The following is a 24,490-nucleotide window of genomic DNA, read 5'->3' as shown; positions in this document are numbered from 1 at the left end:
TCGGAAATTTGTCATTTCAAAGGCGATATTTTGAGATATTCATCATTGTAGCCTGGCATTGTAACATTTTTCACATATCGTATATCCGCGCTGCCGGATTTTACCGACGGAACGGGACATCCTGTGCGCATCAAGCGCTTGTGCCGCTGATTTGGCGGACAGCCTCGCACAGAGCAACTTGAAGGAGGAATAGGCATGTCCACATTAGTTACACCTTTTACAGACCGCAGAATGGCGGAAATTGTAGAAAAGGTACAGAACGGGATTCGTTTGAACCTCGAAGATGGTATATATTTGTATGAAACTGACGATATCCTCACACTGGGTCAGTTGGCTAACGAAGCTAATTTACGCAAGAACGGAAAAAAGGTTTATTTTATCGAAAACATGAGCCTGTACTTCACCAATGTATGCGAAGCGCGCTGCGCGTTCTGCAATTTCCGCAAGGATCAGGGGGAGGACGGCTCTTATACGTTGTCCGGGCAGGAAATGATTGATTATGTAGAGCAACACATCCATCCGGGGGTAAGAGAATTTCATATCGTCGGTGGTCATAATAATCATGTGCCTTTCCAATACTATGTAGACTCATTGAAGGCGCTGAATGAAAAATATCCCCACGTTACGCTGAAAGCCTACACAGCAGCGGAAATTGACTTTTTCACACGCATAAGCGGCTTGAGTATTAAAGAAGTGCTTGAGGAGCTGCAAAAGGCTGGACTTCAATCCCTGACTGGTGGTGGCGCAGAAATCTTGTCCGACGAATATCGCAAGAAGATGCGTGTTACCAAAGCCAACGTGGACCGCTATCTCGAAGTACATCGCACGGCCCACAATCTCGGCATGAAAACTCATACGACTATGCTGTACGGTTCGGTCGAATCGTATCAGGATCGTATTGAACATATGCTGCAAATTCGCGAATTGCAGGACGAAACGAACGGATTTATGGTATTTATTCCACTGTCCATGCAGCCGAAAAGCAAAAACGCCAACATTATGCGTCGTAACTCCGCTTACGAAGATCTCAAAACCATTGCGATCAGCCGCCTGATGCTGGACAATATCGACCATGTCAAAGCTTACTTCATTAATATTGGCCCGCAATTGACGCAGGTCGCTCTCACCTTTGGCGCATCAGACGTCCATGGCACGATTGTGCGCGAGCAGATCAGCCATGCCGCAGGTGCGTTGACCCCTGCCGGATTGACCCGTAAAGAGCTGATCTGGCTGGTCAAAGGTGCAGGACGCATACCTGTAGAACGAGACACCTTCTATAACGAAATCGAAGTTTTCGAATAAATGTAATATCGGATTCAGATTTCCCGCGAGGATATCATCCCCATTACTCACATCATGCAGCATCATGCTGCCCCGGAATACGCTGGTCTGTCTGCCACAGGCAGGCCCGATTCTCGGGTTTTATAACAACAAAAACTTGTGTTAGATCGACGAGACACCAGACCATTTGCCGGGGACACGGTAGCGAAAGGAAGGCGGATTTTGATGAAAAATTTCGTTATTCTGGGGGGCGGCTATGGCGGCCTTACCATTGCCAAAGAATTGCTGGATAAACACATTCCCGACGATGTTCAAGTTATTTTAGTGGATCGAATGCCCTTTCAGGGCTTGAAAACAGAGTACTATGCCCTCGCAGCAGGTACGGTTTCTGATTTTGATTTGCGGGTGCATTTTCCAGATGAGCAACGTCTTATTCGCAAATACGGAGAGGTCACCTCGATGGATCTGGAGAATAAAATGGTCCATTTTCAAGACGGTGAACCCTTGCCCTATGATCAGCTTGTCATTGCGTTGGGTTGTACCGACCGCTTTCACAATACACCGGGGGCTGAAGAACACAGCTGTACGATCCAGTCGTTTAACCATACCCGCCAAACCTATCTGCGCTTGAACGAAATCAAGCCATATGGACATGTCCATATTGTAGGCGGCGGTCTTAGCGGTGTTGAGATTGCAGCGGAGTTACGTGAAAGCCGCACGGATTTGAATATTACCATTATGGATCGGGGCGAGCGGGTGCTGTCAGCATTCCCGCAACGTTTGTCTGCCTATGTACATGCTTGGTTCAAGGAGCATCAGGTTAATGCCCTGAACCATGTTGCGGTTTCTCGTATTGAGCCGGGGGCTATTTATAACCGTGACGAGCAAATTGTAACGGATGCAGTGGTATGGACGGCCGGGATTCAGCCAGTAAAAATCGTGCAGGATTTAGCTGTCCCTAAAGACCCTCAGGGTCGTATCGTGCTCAACGATTACTACCAAATACCAGATCATCCAGAGGTATATGTGGTCGGAGACTGTGCGAGCCTTCCCTACTCTCCAAGCGCTCAGGCAGCAGAGGTGCAAGGGGAACAAATCGCACATATTGTACGTGATCTATGGAAAGGTCAAACGCCTCACCCGCATCCTTTAAAGCTGCGCGGTACATTAGGCGCACTTGGCAAGAAGGCCGGGTTCGGCTATGGCTTTATGGGCAGCACTTCATTGCGCGGCCGTGTACCACGCCTGCTTAAAAGCGGTGTGCTCTGGAAGTCCAAACGCCATTTTGGCTGATCATGCTAAACAAACAAAGAAGACCCGCTCCCAAAGCAGGTCTTCTTTGTATATTGCGTGTATGGGCTAACAGAGCATTATATTTCAATCCAAGTCTAGGTTATCCCATGCTTCAGCTTCCTTAATTTTGTTCATAATCACTTCGTACAGAAGCTCTGCTGAATCTGCGGATACAATCTCACCATTGACCATCGCATAGGGTTCCGCGTTACACTGACCGCAATTGCTTAGGCAGCCGTATTCAATCACATCATAATCTGGATTCTGTTCCAGCTTGGACATGATTTCATCAGTGCCCCAATGCATATTACTGGTGCAAAACTCAATAATAGGTCTTAACATTTTTTCACCTGCTTTGGATGACGGGCATTTTAATTTGGCCCGCTTTGTAATATAATAATAAAGGTATAGGAAAGGAGTTGAATTCTAATGAGCGAAACACAAAGCGTTCAAATGTATGATGAAGTAGCAGATGTACTGGATAAGCTCCGTCCGTTCCTGCAACGCGATGGCGGCGACGTTGAGCTGGTTGACGTAGAAGACGGCATCGTTAAGCTGAAGCTGGTAGGCGCTTGCGGCAGTTGCCCAAGTTCCACAATCACGCTGAAAGCAGGGATTGAACGCGCTCTTCTCGAAGAAGTCGACGGCGTCCAAGAAGTGGTACAAGTATTCTAATGCTTGATGCATAAGATCATGAGAGTCTTGACTTCGGTAACGAAGCTCAAGACTCTTTTTTGTGTTACAGCGTCTGAGGGATCACTCAAGCTTATATGGTTGGCCGAATGGGGTCCAATCCTCCCGATACATCCATAATATTGCCTGTTATAAAATCCGAATGCTCCTCACACAAATAGGCGATCACTCGCGCAATGTCCTCTCCGCTCCCCGGACGCCCACGCGGTGTCTCTTTATCCTGCATGCCGATGACATCGGCGATTGACATTTCCTTATTTGCTCCTCGAATATCCCCTGGACAGATCATATTGACCGTGATGCCATAAGGAGCCTCCTCCACAGCCAGTGACTTCGTAAAAGACACCAGCCCCACCTTGGCGGCTGCGTAGACGGCGCGATGCGGCCAAGCCCTCGCTTCTCCAGCATGACCAAAGCCAAAATGAATAATACGTCCCCATTGCTGGCTACGCATGTGAGGCAATACCAAATGATCCAGCAACATGGTACCGACCAGATTCCCTTGTATCATGGTATGAATCTCAGCTACACTGTAATCCGCAAACAGGCGGCGTTCCCGGATGAACGGTCCAGCATTGTTCACCATAATATCGACTCCGCCTAGCCGATCCTGGACTTCACCAATCAGCCTCGTGATATCTTTCTGAACAGTGATATCCCCTTGTAAAGACAGGCAGCGTACTCCCTTAGACTCAATCACCCGCTTAAGCGCTTCGGCTTCTGCTTGGCTATGCACATAATTCAGCGCAATATTACAGCCTTCATTCGCCAGACGCAGAGCGGTCGTTTTACCTAAACCTTTGGCACTACCCGTTATGAATGCGACTTTATCTCTCAACAATTTTCCTCCTGTTCACAGAGAACGGTCACCCCCAAGTATAAAATATTTAAGCTTCCCCTACAACTCTATCCAAAAGAAACCCCAGTCCTCTTATTCAAGAGAATCTGGGGTTTGCGTGCAATGTGTTCTCGTTCCCTACTTAAAATGCCGGGATAATTGCGCCTTGGTATTTATCTTCAATGAATTTTTTAGTTTCTGGGGATTGCAAAGCTTTAAGCAGCTTCTGAATCGCTTCAGAATCTTTATTATCAGGACGAGCTACCAGAACGTTAGCATATGGAGAATCTTTATCTTCCAGTGCCAGTGCATCCTTCGTCGGGTTCAGCTTAGCTTCCAGAGCGTAGTTCGTGTTGATCAACGCAATGTCCACTTCAGGCAACTGACGTGGCAGCATAGCCGCTTCCAGCTCCTTGAATTTCAGGTTTTTCTTATTTTCAGTAATATCTTTTACGGTAGCTTCAATGTTGCTTGCGTCTTTCAGCTTGATCAGACCTTGTTTTTCCAACAACAACAATGCACGGCCTCCGTTTGTTGCATCGTTCGGAATGGCTACCGTTGCGCCATCTGGGAGTTCATCAAGCTTTTTATATTTTTGGGAGTAGATGCCGAAAGGCTCCAGGTGAACCGCGCCCACAGAAACCAAATTCATTTTGCGCTCTTTGTTCATAACATTCAAGTAAGGTACATGTTGATAGAAGTTAGCATCCAACTGCTTGTCAAACAATTGAACGTTCGGCTGTACATAGTCGTTAAACTGAACGACTTGAAGACGAACCCCTTCCTTTTCCAACTGAGGTTTGATTGCTTCCAAAATTTCCGCATGCGGCACAGGAGAAGCTCCAACTTTCAGCTCCACTTCACGTGGTGATCCGCCTGTATTTTCGGCCGCATTGTTTGTATCCGATGTTGTGCTCTTTGTGCCGCAAGCAGCCAGCACCGCAATTAATGTCAAGCTTAATACAGCCAATACCCATTTCTTCATGTTATTACCCCTCCAATAATTTGTAATATTCAGGAGCAGACGTCCTGATCAATAAGGATATCTATATGTTTTCCCTATTTTCGAGTATAATGCCGCACGAGACGGTCTCCCGCCATTTGCAGCAATTGAACCAATACGACCATCAGCACGACCGCAACGATCATTACAGCCGTTTCATAACGATAATAGCCGTAGTTGATAGCCAGTGTACCCAGTCCACCGCCCCCGATCATCCCGGACATTGCCGTGTAGGATACGAGTGTAACGACGGTAATGGTTAATGCGGCTAGCAGTCCCGGAAGTGCCTCACGTAACAGCACACGCCGGATAATTTGTCCTGTCGAGGCCCCCATTGCTTGTGCGGCTTCAATGACACCCTTGTCCACTTCACGCAGAGACGTTTCGACAAGACGTGCGAAGAATGGGGCAGCCCCGATAACCAATGGTGGGATGGTTCCCAACACCCCGGTCGAGGTACCTACCAGCGATCGTGTAAAAGGAATAAGTGCAACGATCAAAATGATAAATGGCACGGAACGTAAAATGTTAACGATGAATGATAATACAATGTATATCACCTTCATCAGAGTCAACGAGGAGCGGCTCGCCAGAAACAATAATATGCCGAGCGGCAAACCAATAATGAGGGTGAACAATGCGGATGCACCGAGCATCTGAAGGGTTTCCAGCGTAGAATTCCCTAGCTCTTCCCAACTCACTTGTGAAAAATCAAGTTCGCTCATTGTCCGATCACCTCCACATCAAGTCCTTGCCCAGACACTTCGCGCAGCGTATGCTCTATATCCTCATGATTCCCTTCAAAACGAACGATTAGCTGACCATAGGGTACATTTTTAATCGTAGATATGGTTCCCTGCAAGATCGCAAAATCCACCCCAGTGCTTCGAGCCGTACGCGACAGAATCGCATCATATGTTTTGCTGCCCAAGAAGGAGATACGCACCACCTGCGCCGACTCGCCCTCACCTGCTGCCGCAATCGCTGCTTGCAACTCCTCGGGATGTTCTGACTCCCGCTGGATAAAGTCCTTGGTTACCTGGTGCTGCGGCTTCAAAAATACTTCCGCCACCGGACCTTGCTCCACGATGTCGCCCTGATGAATGACGCCAACTTTATCACAAATGCTTTGAATGACATGCATTTCATGTGTAATCAACACGATGGTTAAATTAAAACGCTGATTAATATCCAGCAGCAATTTCAGGATAGACCCCGTCGTCTGCGGATCAAGCGCCGAAGTCGCTTCGTCACACAGCAATACATGAGGATCACTAGCCAGCGCCCGTGCAATTCCTACCCGTTGCTTCTGTCCACCTGAGAGCTGTGACGGATATTTTCCACTGTGTTCTTCGAGACCCACCAATTCCAGCAGTTCACGAACCTTCTGGTCCAACTTCTGCTTGGGCGTGTTTACCAGCCGCAACGGAAATGCAATATTGTCATATACCGTCGCCGAAGACAACAAATTAAAATGCTGAAAAATCATTCCGATTTTTCGGCGCTGCATTTGTAACTGGGATTGACTCACAGTAGTGAGGTTTACCCCGTCTACCCATACTTCACCTGAAGTAGGGCGTTCCAATAAATTAATACAGCGGATCAATGTACTTTTCCCTGCCCCGGAGTGACCAATCACTCCAAATATTTCTCCACGCTGTATAGAAAGATTCAACCCAGACAGCGCATTTACGCGTCGGTTGCCTTTGCCATAATGCTTGGTTAACTGCTTAAGCTCTATCAACGTGCTGCGACCCCCTTCACTTCTTCCTTACCCTTTTTACCAGTTGTCATCTCTCAGGATTGTATAAAATCGCTATTTATTTATACAAAAAAGAGCCCCTTTCACAGAATGAAAAGGGCCCCACCTTGCGATCCTTTTCTCATCTGCCAAAATCGCTATAACTCTAGCGGTTTTGTAGGAATTAGCACCATCATGTTCCCTCCCAGTGTATTACACCGGGAAAAAACGGGTTGCCGGGCTTCATCGGGCCAGTCCCTCCACCTCTCTGGATAAGAAAAATATGTTAAACTCCAGCTTTAGCTGTCCGTTAAGTTTATATAAAAAAACATAATTCAAGCATTTTTCTGAAACTAGGTTTCAGTATAGATAGTTTACATTGCTTTGTCAAAGGATATTTTCTATCATATTTTTGGGCGTACTGCCCGGTTCTTCCATTGTTTCGCAGTATAAGTAAAGGCGATTGACAACGACCGACACACCATTTCCAAGCCCTGCTGCAAATCTTCCAAATGGTGATCAAGGTCCTCCAGTTGGATTTTTCCATACAAAGCTCGGTGTCGTTGCCAGAGATCATCCTGCATTTCTGTATTCATATAGTGTATCTCCGTATTTCGCCGCTTACGCAGCCGATTGATCGCATCGTTGTATGTATCCTTGATATCATATAAATTATCGGTCAATACAGGATGCATTTTGAGATACTTGAGCTGCCGCAACACGGTAAAATACGAATAATGCGCCTTATACTGTCCTGTTTTTAAATCATACAGATCATTCAGCCAGTTGCCCAGCTTATCCAGAATGGAAAATACCCTCACAAACCCATCTTTATAAAAGAAAACATACAATGCATAGTCGGATTTTTCATCCTCACTCATATCTTCAGCATATCCGGCTTTCACTTTCATACGGAAAAAGGCGGCAGCATGATGGCTCTGCTCCAGTTCATCCAGAGATGACATTAGACCGCGTGTCAAAATATCCGCCTTCCGAAAATCGTGGGTCGGATCTCCACCAGCCTGAATTTGCCGTTCCAGCAGGTTCAACATATCTGACATGCTATTCATGGCATCTAGCAGGATGCCCTTGTTCACACGCGGCGGCTCACCCAGTAGCTTGCGTATCATGCTTACGCCTCCTTATAAATATAAAATCCGGCTGTAGGTTTAATTAGGGCGTCAAGCGAAATAACTTGTCCATCGTTGATCTACAAGCTTAACAATATCCTCACGCGGTAACACCTCATCCGGATACCCCGGCTTCATACGCGCATCCACTACAATCGGCAGCTTATAGTTCAGATGATGCAAACGCACTTCGCTGTCCGCGTACATATCCGTAGCCGGGTTAAAGCGAGTGAATACCGTCCACAGGAACGAGGCTTGAGAGCGAACGACTTCCTTGGCATCGTCCACAATGAAAACGAGCGGCCACTCTTGCTCACCCGCAGCTAATCGCTCCAATACACGCGCAGCGAGTTCAGGCTCCTGCTCAAAGGAAGAGCCGGACACAACGAGGCACCCTCCGCAATAGGGCTCAATTTCACGAATGCCCGGCAGATCGCCTCCCTCATAAGCACGAGGCAATTCACGTACAGGCTCACCTATTCCCATCAGGATCGCCTTACTGCCATGATTCAGCTTGCGGCCTGTGTAATCGAGTGTATCGTGTGACGTGTGATTGAAAATAAATAAATCCCTTGCTGGATTAAATCGCTCCAGAATGGTTTCTAACAGCAGGTTAAAGTCAGATAAATCAATGACTCGATCTGTCAGCATCAGGAACTTGGTCAATGACAATTGACCTTGACCCAAAATGGTAAAACCGGATACAAGCGCTTCACGGGAGTAGCTTTCACGTACGACTGCCGCTGCCAGCGCATGTACGCCCGTTTCCGCATACGCCCACAGGGACTTGACGGAAGGCATCACAAGCGGATAGGCAGGCGACAGCAGACGTTGCAAAAACTCACCGAGGTAGTAGTCTTCTTGCCGAGGCTTACCTACAATGGTTGCCGGATAAATGGCATCCTTGCGGTGATGCATATGTTTGACATGAAATACAGGGAAATCATGCTGTAATGAATAATATCCAAAATGATCGCCAAACGGGCCTTCCGGACGGCGTTCATGAGGTGGCACATAACCGCTGATTGCAAATTCTGCTTCTGCTGGAATCCGATGACCCCCAAGCGGGTCCTCTGTCATGGGCAGCTTGCCTCCCATAATAAGCGAAGCCAGCAACAGCTCAGGCAAGTTTTCCGGTGCTGGAGCAATGGCAGACGCAATCAGAGCAGGCGGGCCACCGATGATAATCGTCGTAGGCAACGGCTCATTACGCAGCTCCGCTTCATGATAATGGAAACCGCCGCCTTTATGAATTTGCCAGTGAATGCCCGTCGTCTGATCATCATAAATCTGAATGCGGTACATCCCCAGATTATGATCCTTGGGCTGACCTGGCTTCTCGGTATACACGAGTGGAAGGGTAATAAACGGTCCTCCATCCTCATGCCAACTGGTCACTTTAGGCAGTGGTGCCAGCGGAGCCTCTGTACGGCGAACTCCCAATACAGGAGCCTCGCTATGAGATACTGTTTTTAGGCCTACTTTTAGCATGTCCTTAATCAGGCCACGTTCATTCCACAATGCTTTGGGTGTAGGTGGAAACAATGTTTTGGTTGCTCCTACAATCGCATCCATCAGTTGCTCTGGGCGCGGGCCAAAAGCCATGTCCACACGGCGATTCGTGCCAAACAGATTACTGGCTACAGGAAACGGAGTTCCTTTTACATTCGTGAACAGCAGTGCCGGCCCTTCTTCCTCAATGACTCTTCGATGAATCTCAGCCAGCTCCAAGTAAGGATCGACAGGTGCCTCTATAATTTTAAGATGATTTTCTTTACGCAGTGCTTCAATAAATTGGCGCAAATTCTGGTAGATCAACTGGACGATTCCTCCTAAGCAAATCAAGCCCTCGAGAAACTCGTGGGCCTGGTTTGTTTCTTATATGCTATTATACGTGTTTAAACGCCACTTGGGCAAAAAATCCGCTTCACTATGATCTATGAAATGCTTAGGTACGTTGTGCTTGGGTCGGAACAAGCTTGCGATCCGGTGACAATTGCCATACACGATAGCTCAGATAAGCCAAGATGGAGAACAACGATGCAATCACCAGCATATGCCCCAGCACGATAAACATGTAGATTTCAGGTCTGTTGACGTACAGCAAGATAATTCCAATCACCACTTGAAGCAGGATTAACAAGACCGATACAACACCCAATATACGGATGTCCCGGTGATTCGGGTGATAACGGTATGCGTAGTGACCCACAGCCAAGATAATGACGAACAGCAGACCGGCTGAAATCTGATGAAGCAACAGTGGAGATATGAAGCCTCCAATATTTACAACCTTCTGGATGACCGAGTGACTAAGCAACGCCCCTGAATAGACAGCAATATAGGTATAGATCGTCGATAGCCATATAAAATTACGAAAGCCCCGACTGACAGGCCCAGGAATCAGACGCGGAGTGTGGCGTGAGTCCGCATGCTCCTGCCAGGCCCCCAGCGTCATCATAGTCGCACTGGCAAAAGCGATAAGCGCAAAGCCAAAATGCAGTCCCATGACCGCAGCTGATTGGGAGAATATGACAGCCAACGCCCCCATTGCACCTTGTATGATCACAAACAAGAGCGTGAGCAGCGAGAATAGCTGTAAATCCTTTCGATGCTTCATAAACAGCAAAAAGCCAACAAATGAGGCGATAGAAAGAATCCCGGCCATGGCACTGACGGAGCGGTGAGAGAACTCAATAAGGGATGCGATCGTATGTGCCGGAACCAGCTTACCATTGCATAGCGGGAATTCCCGGCCACAGCCCAGACCCGAATCCGTCCGCGTCACAACACCTCCACCGAAGGTAGCCAAAAACATGACAATACATGTTACGAGTGCCAGCCATTTTAATATTCTAATTTTGTTATTCAAATTCACCCGTATCCTTCCAAATATAATATTTATTCACTTTATATGTTGTGAAATGATCACTTATAGTAATTATAACTGATATATCGTTCCTTGACATACGAGCTTTGTTGACAAAATGTGAACGTGTTCGTGAGAAAGCCGCCCCCTTGAAAGGAAGCGGCTTTCTGAATGTCTTGATGTTTAAAATTCAATTTGGAACCTTCATGTATGCATGTACAGCATTCATTATTTTGCCAAGCTCGTATGGACTTCAACAGCCCGATCCAAAAATTGCTCAATCTCCTCGCGGGATTTGCGCAGTCTGTTCACCAGACGTACCAGTTCTCGCCCTTCACTGTAAGCGATAAAGCTAGGAATCCCCAATACATTCTGCTCTTGACTGACGCTTTCGGCCTGTTCTACATCAATCTCAATTAATGTAAGCTTATCTGCATATTGTTGTTCCACATCAGGCATGAACGGATCAATGAAATGACAATCCCCACACCAGTCCGCCTTAAATACAGCCACCGTTACGCCCGGAGTGGATATTGCCTTATTAAAGTCTTCATGAGAGACGATTTTTTGCATGGATGATTCCTCCTTAAATTCTTTTTATACTGAAAAGATTGCACTTTCTATTGTAACGCCAAGTGAAGCTTTTGCACACTCCCCCATTCTGCTCACATGCCGATTGGAAGCCCTCTCATTGAGGCATACTAAAGATATACTTAAGAATCCACCACATAAACGACGACATCCTAACAGCATACCCAACTTACTTGGCAGGATACGGGGATGCTTGCAGTTGGAAAGGAGGTTATTTAGTCATGTCTCTTACCGAATGGCTCCATACGGCATCTCGACAGCTTCAGGGAGGGCTAAAGTTACTGGGTTCCGTTCCCCGTGTTGCTGAGGAAGCTTGGGAAGGCAAACGGGCAGCCTGGACCGAATCCCGCAAATTACGCTACCCCTTGCGTGAACTAGCGTGGGATTATCATACGGCACAGGCCGCTATGAATGAAGCTGAAGCGTTAATGTTGGTGAACGGACCCGCTACGCGTCCCTCTTCTCTGAATATGCCCTTATGCGAAACAGACTGTGAGCTGCTGGAGCGGATCAAGAATGATACAGCACAGGAGAATCGCAGCAACGTCACCCGCACTGCCGCTTACCTTGAATGCTATCGTGGCTACCCGGAGTTACACTGGGCATTACTGGCCCACCTGGTTTCTCGTAATGGCGGCTATCATATGACCGATCTGAAAGGGGGGCTGATTGGCAACCTGTTCGGCGAACAGGAAAAGGAATGGCTGTATCGGCTACTGGAGCGCTGTAACGCCCTTATTTTTCAAGACGCTTATCCGCAGTTGCAACTTTACATGCACAGCCGTCATTTAGGTCGGAGTTGCTTTCATTTGTTGCCTTATTTTCACGTTTCGCCATTCATGAAGCCCTTTTGGGAACGTTTCTGGGCATGGCGTGATAGCTCTCTGTTGACTGTGGCGCTCATCATTAATGAACAAAACTATATTGAAGGACGTGTGGTAAAAGATCCGTATTTTCAAAAATTTGTGACACACAAGCCGGGCTTTTATTTGCATGACTGGCTCCAGCTTAATCAGGTTATATTTCCACTTGGGCTAAACGGTGGGCTTGCTGGACTAGTGATGGAGCGTTTCGGCCATTTGGACGAGCGGATCGGCTTTGGCAAAAGTCTCTATGCTATGCTCTTCGGCCATCAGCAGGTGCTGGACCAGGCATCAGCATTCGCTAACAGTGTGCCGCATACGGGTTCACGCAGCGACTATTGGCCTGGACTATTCACCCCGAATGAACAAAAAGCGTTGCACTCTCCAGATGAAAGTGCAACGCTTTTAGCACATGAATGGCTACCGCCAGGACAACGTCTGTACAGCCCGGAGCTGAACGCCGTCTGGTCCGATACAACTTATGATCCAATCCCCCGGTATGACTGGTTTCAGGACGGCTCCACACTTGGGCATCTCAGCGAACCAAGGCGACCGCTGTTATTTGCCATGCGCCACGAGCATCGCCATGGCATACAAAAAACAGCAATGGCCCACGTTGCCCATAACAGCTTGCAACCTTTCCACTGAAAGACTGGAGAGCTCTTTTAGCCTCGCTGTCCTGTGGACTCACGCTGTAGGCGCATTAACGGACGTAGTACCTTTTGCAACATACGTGGGTAGTTGCCCAGCTCGTCCCTGCGCAATACGCGCAATACAACCAGCAACACCAAGTAGCATACCAGTACAGCTGCCCCGGCAATACAGCACGCGATCAAGAAGGCCACACGCGCAGGCATCAGATGCACCAGCAGAATACAGGCTTCATTTACACCGTATCCGACAGCTCCCGAGACGACGACTGCGGTTAAGAACCCTGCCCAGCGACGGCCCATGATGGAAAAGGAGACGATCCCTTTAAGCACACGCAAATTCAGCAACGTGATCACGAGGAAACATAATCCGGTTGCGGCAATGATCCCGTAAATCCCAAGCCAACCAGCCAGCAGCCAGCTCGCTGCAAACTTAACGACGATACCGACCATGACATTAACCATTGAAATACGCGGCTTGCCCATACCGATCAGTATTGAATTAGAAGTCATCATCGTAATCTGGAATATCGTTCCGAGTGTCAGAACAGCGATGATACCACTGCCTCCAAGCGAGCTGAACAGTAAACCATTAATAGAATAAGCGGTCACACATAAAGCCAGCACAATCGGCATTCCAGTCAAAATAGAGATACGCAAAGCCAGCGTCATCTGATTTTGTAAATGCTGCTCATCCTTACGGGCAAATGCCGCTGAAATGATCGGAATAAGCGATTGACTGAGCGCAATGGCCAAAATCGGCGGAATTCCCGCCACACTCTGTGCCCGAGAGCCTAGATAACCCAACTGAGTAGTCGCCTGATCCAATCCCACTTGACCAGATAGCAGTCTCACCACAATCGACGTATCAATAAAGTTGACCGCCGGAACCGTCAGAGACGACAATACAATTGGAATGGAAAGCTTGAAAATATCTTTGTAAATGCGCATCATCGGTAGCGCGGAGCTTTCCTCTTGGAATTGATCTTGACGATCCTGTCGATCCTGACGACGCAATTTTACCGTGTAGTACAACATGACCGCCAGAGCGCCAAGACTTCCCATGACACCCCCAAAGGAGGCCCCAGCTGCAACCTCGCGATCTCCATAACCCAGCTTCAAAATAATAAAAGCGAGTATAATAGCGGTCGCTACCCGTGCAACCTGCTCCACAATTTGTGAAATACCGCCTGCGGTCATATTACCGCGCCCTTGGAAGTATCCACGCATCATAGCAATGGCAGGGAACAGCAGTAATGCTGGCGCCAAAGCCTGAATGGCCAAAGCGGATTGCGGAACCCCTGCTACATGCTCGGCAAAATAAGGCGCTCCAAAATACAGCAGCGCTGTAATGATAATGCCTGCCGCAGCCGCGAATATCAAAGCCGCACGATACACACGTCGCGCTTCCGAAGGTCGGTCCAGTGCATAACGTTCTGAAACCATTTTGCTCAATGTGCTTGGAATGCCGGCCGTAGCCACCGTGAGCAGCATCAAGTAAGCGTTGTTCGCAATGGTAAACGAGGCGTTCCCGACGGAACCGAGCAGATGCTCCAGTGGAACACGCTGTACCAGACCAAGCACTCTGGCCACCAAGGCGGCAGCGGCTAAAATAAGCGTACCTTTAAGGAATGTTTCTTTATTGGACAAAATGCGTTCCCTTCTTTCTTGCTGTTCACACGCATGCAAAAGCCCCGCACAAACTGTCATGGCCTGAGCCATCACCGGTGCGGAGCCGCATGTCGATTCTGTCTCTGCAAATCATAATAAACGAAAATGAATCTCGGGTTATAACACCCAAATTAAGAATACAATAATCATGGCAAGCTGCAAAATCACTTTCATCACGGTGCTGGTAAAAAGGCCTAACACAGAGCCAAAGCCCACTTTAATAGCTCGGTCCAGCGGGGCTTTGCTTATCAGCTCACCTAGCACAGCGCCAATAAATGGTCCCAAAATCAGGCCAAATGCCGGAATAACAAAGGGGCCAATAATAATCCCGATAGTACTCAGTATCGCTGACAGGCGCGAGCCACCAAATCGTTTGACTCCCCAGGCATTCACAGCGTAATCCGCGATAAAAAGGGCAACGACGATTAGCGTCTGAATGATCCAGAACAATTTATTATATGAAGCAAACGAGAAAAACCAGCCGTATACAAAAAACGCAAAATAGATGGCGAGCGCCCCCGGCAATACGGGATATACCGCCCCCGCCATGCCCACAATGAACAGCACAATGACAACAATCCAGCCTACAATGTCCATGGGCCTCCTCCTTCTCGTCCATTTATTCTGCTTGCTGCATCATTCGTTTTATTACACAAGCACATAATCGCGGATCACTTCTACAATGCCGTCGTCATTGTTCGAAGCCACGACCACATCAGCGGCTTCTTTTACTGTATCCTGAGCATTCCCCATGGCTACGCCCAGTCCAACCGCTTGAATCACAGCCAGGTCATTCAGACTGTCGCCAACGGCAACCACCTGCTCCAGAGTAATGCCAAGCAGGTCGCACACTTCAGCGATTCCACTGGCCTTGGATATACCAGCTGGGTTAATTTCCAGATTCGTCATTGAAGAATTGGAGATTTCAAGTCCACCCATGTCCTGAAGCTTCAGCAAAATTTGGTGGCGAATTTCGTCATTTTCCGTATTATAACCGAATTTAAGCCATTCCTGTGTGTCCAATGTATTCGGCCAACGATCTCTGTTATATAATTCCTCCGTTGAGTAAGCCCAGAACCAGGAGCCTGTTTCTACAGCAATCTGGTGCATCTTACGAACGAGCTCCTTATCAAGTAAATAACGACGCCACAACTCGTGGGGTGATTTCCACACCTCACTGCCGTTTACGGTTACCATTGGCGTCTCCAGGCCGAGTTGCTGACCGTAAGGCAGAGCATGCATCGCTGCACGTCCGGTGGACAAGCATACATGGATCCCTTCCTGTATCGCCTTGTTAATCCAGTTAATCGTTTCCAAGGAAATTTCATGATTATCATTCAGTAAAGTTCCATCCATGTCGAGCGCAAGCAGTTTGTATTTATATTGGTTCTCTCCCATAGTGTCTCTTCCTCCTGTATGTCCCTTATGTCCAACGACATTTTACCATGAAAAAGAGAAGCCCACAAAAAAATTCAAGTCCTCACTTTGCTGCCAGAGGCTTTTTAGGAGTACCATCTAGCCCATATACTTCGTCATACGCATCAAATATTTTACGCGCAACCGGTCCCGCGCTCGTCGCACCAAAGCCCCCTTCAGGAATGATGACCGCTACTGCCAGCTTCGGATTTTGACGTGGAGCAAAAGCGATGAACACCCCGTTATCTTTAACCGTACGTCCCACCACCTGCTCGGAAGTCCCCGTTTTACGGGCATAATCATAAGGAAATCCATTAAAGGCTTTAACATCCGTAGCCATACCTCGAATCACTGTATTCCAGTGCGTATCTGAAAAAGCGACCTCATTCAGCACCTTCGGCTTAAATTCACGTACAAGATTCCCCTGATCATCTACAATTTTGCTGACCAAATGAGGCTGCATACGCTTGCCCTTTGTTGCCAGCACAGTTGTATACTGGGCTAACTGCATGGCCGTATACTTTCCCTGCTGACCAAAGGATGCCTGTACCAAACGTGTCAGCGCACTTTCATGCTTGCTCATATACTCAAGTCTGCCTGCCCACTCGCCCGGCAAATCTACTTCAGTTGGTACGCCTAATCCAAATTCCTTCATATACTTGTCCCATACATCAATTCCCTGATGAATCCCTGCATTACTTCCGTATTTGTCATACATCGGCTTGCCGATCATATCCACCATAAACGTATTTGACGAGACCTCAATTGCCCTGCTAGGTGTCAAAGAACCATACACATGTCCGCTAGAATTCCCAACCCGGCTGGAGCGATTTTTACCGTAGTACGCACTTCCCGTATCCTGATAAGTCTGTCCGGGGGAAAACAGGTTTTCCTTCAACCCGATCAGCACGGTCAGCGGTTTAATGGTTGAACCCAGAAGTACCGAGGATTCTGGATGTGGACCTGCTTTACCGCTAGGGACGGATTTAATGGTTCCGTTTCCCATTTTATGCTGAATTTCGTCATATACCGAAGGTGGGGTACTCCCACTTTTCCATACATTAGAGTCATAATCCGGCATACTGGCCATTGCCACGATATTTCCGGTCTCTACCTCCATCGCTACAGCGAAGCCAGTGGTTGCGTCTTGATGAAGCTTCCCCGATACGGCATGAGTATGAAGCCAGCGAAGCTGATCCATAATGGCCTGTTCGGTTTTCTGCTGAATTTCCTTGTTGATGGTGGAATATAAATGATGTCCTTTTTCAGGAGGAGTAATGGATTCAATGCCCTCCGGCATGCTGCGAGGATTGACCTCTACCGTTTTATATCCGTTTTTCCCTCTCAGCTCGTCCTGGTACTGAAGCTCCAAGCCATCATATCCGACCGTTTCACTTTCCGAATAAACCTGTGCCGGTTTTAAAACCTCTGAATTCGCTTCATAGAGCTCTTTATATTTGGGCCGGTTCGTTCGAGCTCCTTTGAACTTGTACATATATCCAATCGTTTGTACCGCCACCCGATCCGGGTCATAATGGCGTACACTTTCTTCTACAACCTCTACACCAGGGAACTCTGTCCGATGTTCCAGAAAATAAGCGATTTCCTCCCGACTCAAGTCGGATTTGACCAATCGCGGGGTAAATCCCCTATATTGATTATAGTCCGGGTCCAGTCGCTTTTTTATTTCCTCTGCATTAAGCTGCTCCCCTTCGGTATGCCCCAGTTCGTTTAATTTGGCAGCAAGTCTGGTAGCAAAAGCATCGAGCTCAGGGAGCAGCTTTTCCCCCGGCTTGCGATCTTTCTCCGTACGTTTGCTATAATCCTTAGATAAAGTTACATACAAGGACTGTACTGAAGTCGAATACGCCAGCTTAACCGTACCTGTAGAGTCATAAATCGTGCCGCGACTCGGGGCTAACGGGACATTTTTTGTATTTACGGATTGCTGCTGCCCTTTCAGCTCCTCCGATTGTACAAACTGCAATACAGCTAGTCTGGTAATGATCAGGGCAAACAGCACAAAAGCACCAAAAAAAAGTAGGTTGGTTCGTAAAACCGTCCGTTTTTTTCGTGACTCTTCATTCTCTTCATCATTTTTCTTTTTGAATGAAAACTTTTTATCCAAACTTCCTCTGTCCATATTAGCTTGTCATTACTCCTTCCAATAGGGCATATTCCTGATCCTACCATATCCAAAGCAATAAACGATGAATTCCCAGATGACAATTTTGTAAGAAAACGTAGAAAAAGCATAAAAAGCTTCCCGCAGCCTAAAGGCTAAGAGAAGCTTTCATGAAATGATAATACGTAGTACAATATTATGGTCAATGAGATAGTTATGCATTCATCATAGATGCTAGAGCATCCTTAAATCCACGTGCAATTTCTTTACCTTCTTCATCAGTATAACTAATTGATTCCTTGTATATATTCTTAAACATGGTTTTGAATACCTTTCTAGTTGCATTAAAAGTCAAAGGGAGCTCACTAATTAGAATGTTCTCTGCTTGGATCTGAGCATTTTCTAATGTCTCAAATTTATTTTTTACAAAGAAAAGAAATTTTATCTTTTAATTGTACTGCTGTAAAGTATCGATTTCGATGAAGGCCCTCAGGCCTGGTGAAATGCGTGTCATTTAACCCGAGTTCAGTGGTTTTATCATACATCATCAGAACAAAATCTTCTACACTCCCCGCAACGTGGACGGCTAAAGAGTTTTCCGCCCCTTTACCAGAAGTGAGAATCTTTCCATATAACTAGTCTTGATAGGTAACCTCTGCATCTTCGCGAAATCCGGCCATAGAAGAGTTGCTTGCAAGAAGCTCGCCGAACGTTCTCCGATCTACCGGAGCGATTGCAGATGAATCATCAACATGCTCAAGAGTAACAACTGCAGTCATAATTTTTGTCAGTGAAGCAGATAAACTTGGCTTCCGAACTATCTTCATAAATGGCTTGATCAGATTCTCTGTCATAGACATAAATATATGGACTGACATAAGTGTTCTTTCCAAACAATAGCAAGACCTTATGTGAATCTAAATTCAGTTTATTTGCTATTACTATTAGCACACCAAGAAGAACAATTGTGAAGCTGACATTCTTACAAACTTGGATTTCCTGTTCTTTAGCTTGCTACGTTCCTTCTTCTTCATTTCCATGTTCCTCCTATTCTTCTTGGTACACAGTTCATATATCCCTTAGATTGACCCAACAACAAAATAGTGATTTTAAAAACAAAAAAATATGATATCACTATATTAAAATTGATATATTGTAATTTAACAATTATAATAAACACAACCTACTATATGAAAGGTGAATGAAATGAAAAAACTACCTAGAATCAGTCAAAAAGAACAAGATGTGTTGTTGGTTTTTTGGAGAGATGGCGGAAATTTAACTGCATCAGGCATCGCGGATATAGGGGATGGATTGAGTATTAATACCGTTCAAGCAGCGGTTCGGAGTTTATTGAAAAAGGAATATATTGAAATTGCTGATATTGTATATAGCGGCACCGTACTAACAAGAAGTTATAAGCCTGTCATAAGTGCAGAAGAATATGCCGCATACCAGTTGCAAATTCTAAAAATAAATGCTAAGAATTTTTCAGTATCGAACTTTGTAGAACATTTCAAAGAAAATAATGAGATAGAATGTTTAAAAGAATTGAAGTAGTTATGCAAATCCAAGTTTAATCTCACCGTAGTTAAAGATAAAATTCATATAGAACGAGTCTGAAAACTGAAAAATTTTAAGTATATCGAGCATTTTGTTGATATACTGCATAGACATCTGTTTATTCCTTCTTTTGTTGTTATGTGAGAATTACAATAATACAGGAGTAGCAGATGTTTTTCCACTTTCACCCTTTGAACACTTCGTCAAGCACTGATTACTGATTTGAGCTCTTTTCGTTGTACATTATTTCAACAACTCACCTGCAATAGATGACTCTTTAATGAATCCTTTATAGTTGTCTGCTTGTATGTCATACAGCTCCGCATATATTTTATTATTGCTCATCAAAAAGTCATGATCCCCAACAGCGTCTACTTTGCCTTCGTGTATAACAATTATTTGATCAATATTTTTTATATTAGTGAATCTATGAGTAATAATTATATTAATCCTATCTGTTTTTTTATTTACCATATTTTTAAACACTTCACTTTCTGTCTTAGCATCTAACGCTGCTGTTGGTTCATCAAATACCATAACATCTGCTTCCCGGACGAAACTTCTTGAGATAGCAAGTCTTTGCCATTGCCCTGTCGAAATATCCTCACTATTTTCCCATCCAATCAATAAATTTGTATCAAATTTCCTATTCAATTCGTTAATAAAATCATATGCTTGACCTAAGACAGAAGCCTCTATTATAACTGGCATATCCTTAATATTATTAGTCATTGAAATCCCAATATTCTCCCTTATTGTTAGCGGAAACTTCACAAAATCCTGAAACATCGCACTCATTTTCTCGAAATAGGCTTTCTTGTCATACATTGTTCTATTAATGCCATTGATTAATATCTCGCCTTTTGTTGGTGCATACAACCCTAAAATGAGCTTGATCAACGTAGTTTTACCGCTCCCGTTATATCCGACCACAGCATAATCAAACCCTTTTTTTAATGTTAAATTTATATTTTCTAATATATAACTACTTGAGCTTGGATATTTAAAATATACTCCGATAAACTCAATTGAATCCACGACAAAATCCTTTATTAAATCCTCCCTAATTTCCTCGCTTTTTATTAAATTTATTTTATTTAATCTCTCAAAGCTCAATAAATACAAACAATTTTCATATAGTGTTAAAGCATAGCTTATTAAATTGATCAAAGCATTTTGCAGTTTGGTAGCAGTTTCAATGCTCATTATAATAACACCGATGGACAGTTTACTCATAATACCATTGATAACTATAATTATTTTGAACAAATATGTCAGTAACTGTTGAATTGAATCGCCTACGGTAGATTTAATAGTCAATGTTTTTTTCACATTTTTATCCTGCTCAATTATTTGTTCAAAAATATTATTAATGATATTCTGTATAAAAGATATATTTGAAAATAATTTCATTTCTTTGAAATTCTCATATGTAACTATCATATCCTTTAAAGAACTATAGTATCTAGTCTTTTCATATCGTTTATCATACACTTCAAATAACTTGGACATAGATTTTAAATTAATTATTGTACTTGGGATTATTGATAGTATGATGATAATCACGATACTTACCTGGTAAGATGCCAAAATACTTATCGTACCAACGAATAAAGACATATTCATGATAATCTCAACAATATTATTCAAAATGCCTATACTTCTCACTGTTGACTCGTCATTTGTTTTTTGGATGTCATTATGTAGCCTTGGATCTTCAATATCTTGCATTTCCATGCTGTCTACAATTTCAATAGTTCTATTTGTTATATATTTATCAACTAATACAGTATAAATTTCCTTTACATAATTCGTAGTTTTATTAATAATTAATTTTATTAGTACAATAATGAAATGAAGAAAAAAGAGATATATAATGCTAATATAATCTCTGTTGTCATTTATTAAAAGAGAACCTATTTGATCTATTATATGCTGCCATACAATTAAGTTTATGATATCAGGTAAAGCCATAACAGAGCTTAAAACTAAAATTAATATGAAGTATTTTTTTGAAGAAGCGAATAATACGCTTAGAGTTGTTTTTATAATAGCAACGTAGTTACTAAAGTGTCTAAAATTGTTGAATTTCTTCATCTCAGTTATCCTCCAGTATTCATTGTTTTCTAAGTACTAAGGACGTGACTAAACCCTGAAGAATAATGTGGTATGATTAAAAAAAGTCGATGGATTAGAGAATTCACCCAAGTTATCTAAGTACCTGGAATTTGTATACATAACAGTTGTTTTCAAATTCACTCAATGATGAGTTTTCAGTCACATTATGGTGATTATTTATTTATTGTAATCTACCAAGGTTATTGTATTTTAATATAAGTCATAGCCTACTGGAGAATTACTCCAGTCTAACAACCTTAGATTTGAATACAACAGTGTCTCCGTTGGTAATGGACGAAGACACTGTTTGGTTTGTAAAACTTAGTTTCTTGCCGCGTCGGAGTTATGCGCGTTGTTTACAGCATCGACGCAAGAGCAACTACAACCAGGTTCTGAAATTTTAGTAGCTGAATAGTTCGCTAATTGAGAATTAGGACGGATATGCTGCATAATGTGAGTTATACGCGCTATTTGTATCACCGACGCAAGAGCAATAACAACCAGTTCCTTGATCTCTAGTAGCTGCATAGTTATCTAATTGACGATTACACATACAGTACCCCAGTTGTCCGAAATCACGAAAAGCTACGCTCTCATTGTCAATAGCTTGCTTTTGATATGGATTCATAATTTTCAACATGTTCTCACCTCCTTTCATTTATGTATTTATCTAGGTTTAAATGAGAACAATTAAACCTAGAAATAAATTATAATAAAGCAACATCTTCATTAAAGATTGCTAACTTTTCCGGTGATGTCCTAAGTAAATTGTGATAATTCCTTAAACTACGTTCTGCTGTACTTCTATAATATTCACACTCTGCAAGATCAGGTTCCCTGACTCCCGAAGAATCCATTTTATTTACATAACAACTACTACAAAGTTTAGCAGCCCAACAATCAGAGCAAATATTTTCCCAAGCTTCGGAAAATTCATAAACATATTTATTATAAATCTTTTCCTCAATAATCCCTTGATTTACATTTCCTATTGAAGGACTGTTTCCGATCCTTTCGCACGGGAAAAAATTTCCATCCGTGGAAACAAATAACCGTCGGGATCCAACAACACAACAACTGTTCATTGGCACAAAATTAGTAGCTCTTTTTGTTACGCTTCTTTTATGAATTCTATCAAGTAAACTAAAGATAGATTGTTCTTTAAATTCTTCCAAATTGTTAGTAATATCGATTTGCTTATCCTGCCATTGTCGTAGCGATTGGTCATTAAAATCTGAGTTTTTAAGCAATTCTTCCGGCACAGTGCCAGCACCGGCATAGCCTAATTGATATTGAAAATCTTCATGAGTAAAATCCAAATTTGTAAAGAAGTCATCTATTTGAGAAATCTTTTCTACGCTAAACGGAGGCATGTACACCGCATTTGCAGCAATGTGCATGTCCTTACCATTTTTTTTAGCTACACTATTTAATAATTTGAATTTCTCGAAAACGTCATCAAACGAGCCGGAGCCATTCTTATAAACTCGATACATATCATGCATTTCTTTGGGACCATCAATACTACAAAGAATAGATAAATTATCAACGGTAGAAAAATATTCAGCCATTTTGGGGGTTAATACAGACAAGTTAGTAGTAAAAGAAAAGTTTATAGTCCTGCCTGCTAAAGCGATCTTCGAGTATTCAATAACTTCTTTTAATAGCTTGAATTCAAGTAAAGGCTCTCCGCCATAAAAAGTAATAGAAACTTCCTGCTGATCCCCATAAAGTTTCATGAAATCAATAGATTTAAGCGCCGTTTCAGATGACATTCTTTTTGAAGTAAACGTCCGATTGTGAGGATACCCATCATGGTATACACAATAGCGACAACGCATGTTGCATTTTCCAGTTAATTCTAAAATGAGTTGCGTTGTGCCCATATTCATTTGATTTTTCATATACTCTAGGGATATGTCATTATATAAGTGCTTAATATTGAATCCTTTGAATAAATCCTCCTCATTAATTGAAGTCATTAATTCGTCTACATCAATGTTGTGAGAATAAATAAATCGATTTAATTCATCTAAACTTTTATTAGAGGAAATTAACAATTCAATCAACTGAGCTATATTACTGTCAACCATCACAACCTTACTAGTTCCACTATCGTAGAAGTAATAAAAGTTATGTTCTGAAAATATCTTCCCTATGGAAAATGCTGTTTTTGCTGGTTTTGCTTTTTTATATTCTTGGATGTAATTAAAGAGTTCTGAAAAGTCTCCGAAGTTAACTTTACATAAATCCATTTCACTACCTCCTGCAAATAAAATACAGCTATTTAATATTATAGTAATGACAAATTATAAAAATATCAACACTTTTTTATATTAAGGAATCTAGATAGCAAATGTTATACCAAAAAAAAAATACGCTAATCATTTACAGAGGTTCGTCCACCTGACATAAATAAACTTTTTTCTCATTATAAAAGATGAATTTTACACTATTAAACAAGCCTAATAGATTTAATTTTTAATTGTAATCCACATAAAAAGTGCCTTTCATAGAAGAAGAGGATGGTTCAACATTAATATAATGATAATCATACAGATTTTTAAAGGAAACAGTATTATTAGATTGCTTAGCATTTTGTAATGTATAAGAATCTACTGGCAGGACTTCCTACTTTATAGACT

General features: G+C 43.7%; 23 protein-coding genes and 1 riboswitch. Of the genes, 5 read left to right on the top strand and 18 right to left on the bottom strand.

Translation table 11 applies throughout. The features are described from left to right. The first annotated feature begins 195 nt into the window (after nt 1-195). Nucleotides 196-1,302 carry an aminofutalosine synthase MqnE gene (mqnE, locus tag ACEN8J_RS02060; RefSeq protein ID WP_029518225.1) on the top strand — a complete coding sequence of 369 codons (1,107 nt, stop codon included), beginning with the start codon at nt 196-198 and terminating at the stop codon, nt 1,300-1,302. 204 nt (nt 1,303-1,506) lie between these two features. Continuing rightward, entirely contained in the window at nt 1,507-2,574 is a 1,068-nt protein-coding gene (locus ACEN8J_RS02055) for an NAD(P)/FAD-dependent oxidoreductase (protein ID WP_029518224.1), read from the top strand. Nucleotides 2,575-2,658: 84 nt separating this feature from the next. Here the strand turns inward: ACEN8J_RS02055 and ACEN8J_RS02050 are convergent, their stop codons facing one another. Further along, complete coding sequence (locus ACEN8J_RS02050; protein WP_023990179.1) at nt 2,659-2,916, bottom strand: YuzB family protein; 258 nt, start codon at nt 2,914-2,916, stop codon at nt 2,659-2,661. 87 nt (nt 2,917-3,003) lie between these two features. On the opposite strand from ACEN8J_RS02050, the gene ACEN8J_RS02045 reads away from it, so the two are divergent. Then, on the top strand, nt 3,004-3,249 hold the full coding sequence (locus ACEN8J_RS02045; RefSeq protein WP_013311836.1) for a NifU family protein: 246 nt from the start codon (nt 3,004-3,006) through the stop codon (nt 3,247-3,249). Between the two features lie 91 nt (nt 3,250-3,340). Here the strand turns inward: ACEN8J_RS02045 and ACEN8J_RS02040 are convergent, their stop codons facing one another. The 8 genes from ACEN8J_RS02040 to ACEN8J_RS02005 form a co-directional block, all read right to left on the bottom strand. Continuing rightward, a complete protein-coding gene (locus ACEN8J_RS02040; protein WP_029518222.1) occupies nt 3,341-4,105 on the bottom strand; it encodes an SDR family oxidoreductase in 765 nt (254 codons plus the stop codon). Between the two features lie 142 nt (nt 4,106-4,247). After that, entirely contained in the window at nt 4,248-5,090 is an 843-nt protein-coding gene (locus ACEN8J_RS02035) for a MetQ/NlpA family ABC transporter substrate-binding protein (protein WP_029518221.1), read from the bottom strand. Between the two features lie 74 nt (nt 5,091-5,164). Then, on the bottom strand, nt 5,165-5,833 hold the full coding sequence (locus ACEN8J_RS02030) for a methionine ABC transporter permease (RefSeq protein ID WP_025723588.1): 669 nt from the start codon (nt 5,831-5,833) through the stop codon (nt 5,165-5,167). Next, on the bottom strand, nt 5,830-6,852 hold the full coding sequence (locus ACEN8J_RS02025) for a methionine ABC transporter ATP-binding protein (protein ID WP_340886339.1): 1,023 nt from the start codon (nt 6,850-6,852) through the stop codon (nt 5,830-5,832). Before ACEN8J_RS02025 ends, ACEN8J_RS02030 begins: the two co-directional genes overlap by 4 nt. Nucleotides 6,853-6,988: 136 nt before the next feature. Beyond that, nucleotides 6,989-7,128, bottom strand: a riboswitch (SAM riboswitch). 125 nt (nt 7,129-7,253) lie between these two features. Further along, nucleotides 7,254-7,979: a Cthe_2314 family HEPN domain-containing protein gene (locus tag ACEN8J_RS02020; protein WP_029518219.1), complete on the bottom strand. Its 726-nt coding sequence runs from the start codon at nt 7,977-7,979 to the stop codon at nt 7,254-7,256. Nucleotides 7,980-8,030: 51 nt separating this feature from the next. Continuing rightward, nucleotides 8,031-9,797: a UbiD family decarboxylase gene (locus ACEN8J_RS02015; RefSeq protein WP_208332629.1), complete on the bottom strand. Its 1,767-nt coding sequence runs from the start codon at nt 9,795-9,797 to the stop codon at nt 8,031-8,033. A 130-nt stretch (nt 9,798-9,927) separates the two neighbouring features. Continuing rightward, nucleotides 9,928-10,857 carry a COX15/CtaA family protein gene (locus ACEN8J_RS02010; RefSeq protein ID WP_029518217.1) on the bottom strand — a complete coding sequence of 310 codons (930 nt, stop codon included), beginning with the start codon at nt 10,855-10,857 and terminating at the stop codon, nt 9,928-9,930. 219 nt (nt 10,858-11,076) lie between these two features. Beyond that, complete coding sequence (locus tag ACEN8J_RS02005; RefSeq protein WP_029518216.1) at nt 11,077-11,421, bottom strand: thioredoxin family protein; 345 nt, start codon at nt 11,419-11,421, stop codon at nt 11,077-11,079. 239 nt (nt 11,422-11,660) lie between these two features. Between ACEN8J_RS02005 and ACEN8J_RS02000 the strand changes: the two genes are divergently transcribed. Next, nucleotides 11,661-12,950, top strand: a complete 1,290-nt coding sequence (locus tag ACEN8J_RS02000; RefSeq protein WP_318627995.1) for a DUF2515 family protein — start codon at nt 11,661-11,663, stop codon at nt 12,948-12,950. 17 nt (nt 12,951-12,967) lie between these two features. Here the strand turns inward: ACEN8J_RS02000 and ACEN8J_RS01995 are convergent, their stop codons facing one another. From ACEN8J_RS01995 to ACEN8J_RS01970, 6 genes are all read right to left on the bottom strand, one after another. Beyond that, nucleotides 12,968-14,602 carry a putative polysaccharide biosynthesis protein gene (locus ACEN8J_RS01995; RefSeq protein WP_340933105.1) on the bottom strand — a complete coding sequence of 545 codons (1,635 nt, stop codon included), beginning with the start codon at nt 14,600-14,602 and terminating at the stop codon, nt 12,968-12,970. Nucleotides 14,603-14,740: 138 nt separating this feature from the next. Continuing rightward, entirely contained in the window at nt 14,741-15,220 is a 480-nt protein-coding gene (locus ACEN8J_RS01990) for a DUF456 domain-containing protein (protein ID WP_318627993.1), read from the bottom strand. Nucleotides 15,221-15,271: 51 nt separating this feature from the next. Beyond that, the gene (locus ACEN8J_RS01985; protein ID WP_029518213.1) at nt 15,272-16,021 is read right to left on the bottom strand and encodes a Cof-type HAD-IIB family hydrolase; all 750 of its coding nucleotides are present in this window, start codon (nt 16,019-16,021) and stop codon (nt 15,272-15,274) included. An 82-nt stretch (nt 16,022-16,103) separates the two neighbouring features. Further along, nucleotides 16,104-18,182, bottom strand: a complete 2,079-nt coding sequence (locus ACEN8J_RS01980; RefSeq protein WP_495594203.1) for a peptidoglycan D,D-transpeptidase FtsI family protein — start codon at nt 18,180-18,182, stop codon at nt 16,104-16,106. 398 nt (nt 18,183-18,580) lie between these two features. Next, the gene (locus tag ACEN8J_RS01975; RefSeq protein ID WP_495594536.1) at nt 18,581-18,787 is read right to left on the bottom strand and encodes a hypothetical protein; all 207 of its coding nucleotides are present in this window, start codon (nt 18,785-18,787) and stop codon (nt 18,581-18,583) included. A gap of 12 nt (nt 18,788-18,799) precedes the next feature. Beyond that, the gene (locus tag ACEN8J_RS01970) at nt 18,800-19,042 is read right to left on the bottom strand and encodes a hypothetical protein (protein WP_340933107.1); all 243 of its coding nucleotides are present in this window, start codon (nt 19,040-19,042) and stop codon (nt 18,800-18,802) included. Between the two features lie 328 nt (nt 19,043-19,370). Between ACEN8J_RS01970 and ACEN8J_RS01965 the strand changes: the two genes are divergently transcribed. After that, on the top strand, nt 19,371-19,724 hold the full coding sequence (locus ACEN8J_RS01965) for a BlaI/MecI/CopY family transcriptional regulator (RefSeq protein WP_080902358.1): 354 nt from the start codon (nt 19,371-19,373) through the stop codon (nt 19,722-19,724). Between the two features lie 246 nt (nt 19,725-19,970). Here the strand turns inward: ACEN8J_RS01965 and ACEN8J_RS01960 are convergent, their stop codons facing one another. The 3 genes from ACEN8J_RS01960 to ACEN8J_RS01950 all read right to left on the bottom strand — a co-directional run bounded on the left by ACEN8J_RS01960 (nt 19,971) and on the right by ACEN8J_RS01950 (nt 24,100). Further along, nucleotides 19,971-21,824 (bottom strand): ATP-binding cassette domain-containing protein, encoded by a 1,854-nt coding sequence (locus tag ACEN8J_RS01960; RefSeq protein ID WP_495594202.1) that lies wholly within the window; start codon nt 21,822-21,824, stop codon nt 19,971-19,973. Nucleotides 21,825-22,275: 451 nt separating this feature from the next. Further along, nucleotides 22,276-22,485, bottom strand: a complete 210-nt coding sequence (locus ACEN8J_RS01955; RefSeq protein WP_340933111.1) for a hypothetical protein — start codon at nt 22,483-22,485, stop codon at nt 22,276-22,278. Nucleotides 22,486-22,552: 67 nt separating this feature from the next. Next, nucleotides 22,553-24,100 carry a radical SAM/SPASM domain-containing protein gene (locus ACEN8J_RS01950; protein WP_340933113.1) on the bottom strand — a complete coding sequence of 516 codons (1,548 nt, stop codon included), beginning with the start codon at nt 24,098-24,100 and terminating at the stop codon, nt 22,553-22,555. Between the last annotated feature and the right edge of the window lie 390 nt (nt 24,101-24,490).

The sequence above is a fragment of the Paenibacillus sp. Paensp38 genome, assembly GCF_059491915.1.
This window is presented reverse-complemented; position numbering and strand designations above follow the sequence as displayed.

Bases quoted from the DNA above. Each gene is read 5' to 3' on its own strand.
- mqnE (WP_029518225.1), top strand. From the start codon at position 196: ATGTCCACATTAGTTACACCTTTTACAGACCGCAGAATGGCGGAAATT.
- ACEN8J_RS02055 (WP_029518224.1), top strand. From the start codon at position 1,507: ATGAAAAATTTCGTTATTCTGGGGGGCGGCTATGGCGGCCTTACCATT.
- ACEN8J_RS02050 (WP_023990179.1), bottom strand. From the start codon at position 2,916: ATGTTAAGACCTATTATTGAGTTTTGCACCAGTAATATGCATTGGGGC.
- ACEN8J_RS02045 (WP_013311836.1), top strand. From the start codon at position 3,004: ATGAGCGAAACACAAAGCGTTCAAATGTATGATGAAGTAGCAGATGTA.
- ACEN8J_RS02035 (WP_029518221.1), bottom strand. From the start codon at position 5,090: ATGAAGAAATGGGTATTGGCTGTATTAAGCTTGACATTAATTGCGGTG.
- ACEN8J_RS02030 (WP_025723588.1), bottom strand. From the start codon at position 5,833: ATGAGCGAACTTGATTTTTCACAAGTGAGTTGGGAAGAGCTAGGGAAT.
- ACEN8J_RS02020 (WP_029518219.1), bottom strand. From the start codon at position 7,979: ATGATACGCAAGCTACTGGGTGAGCCGCCGCGTGTGAACAAGGGCATC.
- ACEN8J_RS02005 (WP_029518216.1), bottom strand. From the start codon at position 11,421: ATGCAAAAAATCGTCTCTCATGAAGACTTTAATAAGGCAATATCCACT.
- ACEN8J_RS02000 (WP_318627995.1), top strand. From the start codon at position 11,661: ATGTCTCTTACCGAATGGCTCCATACGGCATCTCGACAGCTTCAGGGA.
- ACEN8J_RS01990 (WP_318627993.1), bottom strand. From the start codon at position 15,220: ATGGACATTGTAGGCTGGATTGTTGTCATTGTGCTGTTCATTGTGGGC.
- ACEN8J_RS01985 (WP_029518213.1), bottom strand. From the start codon at position 16,021: ATGGGAGAGAACCAATATAAATACAAACTGCTTGCGCTCGACATGGAT.
- ACEN8J_RS01980 (WP_495594203.1), bottom strand. From the start codon at position 18,182: ATGGACAGAGGAAGTTTGGATAAAAAGTTTTCATTCAAAAAGAAAAAT.
- ACEN8J_RS01970 (WP_340933107.1), bottom strand. From the start codon at position 19,042: ATGTCAGTCCATATATTTATGTCTATGACAGAGAATCTGATCAAGCCA.
- ACEN8J_RS01965 (WP_080902358.1), top strand. From the start codon at position 19,371: ATGAAAAAACTACCTAGAATCAGTCAAAAAGAACAAGATGTGTTGTTG.
- ACEN8J_RS01960 (WP_495594202.1), bottom strand. From the start codon at position 21,824: ATGAAGAAATTCAACAATTTTAGACACTTTAGTAACTACGTTGCTATT.
- ACEN8J_RS01955 (WP_340933111.1), bottom strand. From the start codon at position 22,485: ATGTTGAAAATTATGAATCCATATCAAAAGCAAGCTATTGACAATGAG.
- ACEN8J_RS01950 (WP_340933113.1), bottom strand. From the start codon at position 24,100: ATGGATTTATGTAAAGTTAACTTCGGAGACTTTTCAGAACTCTTTAAT.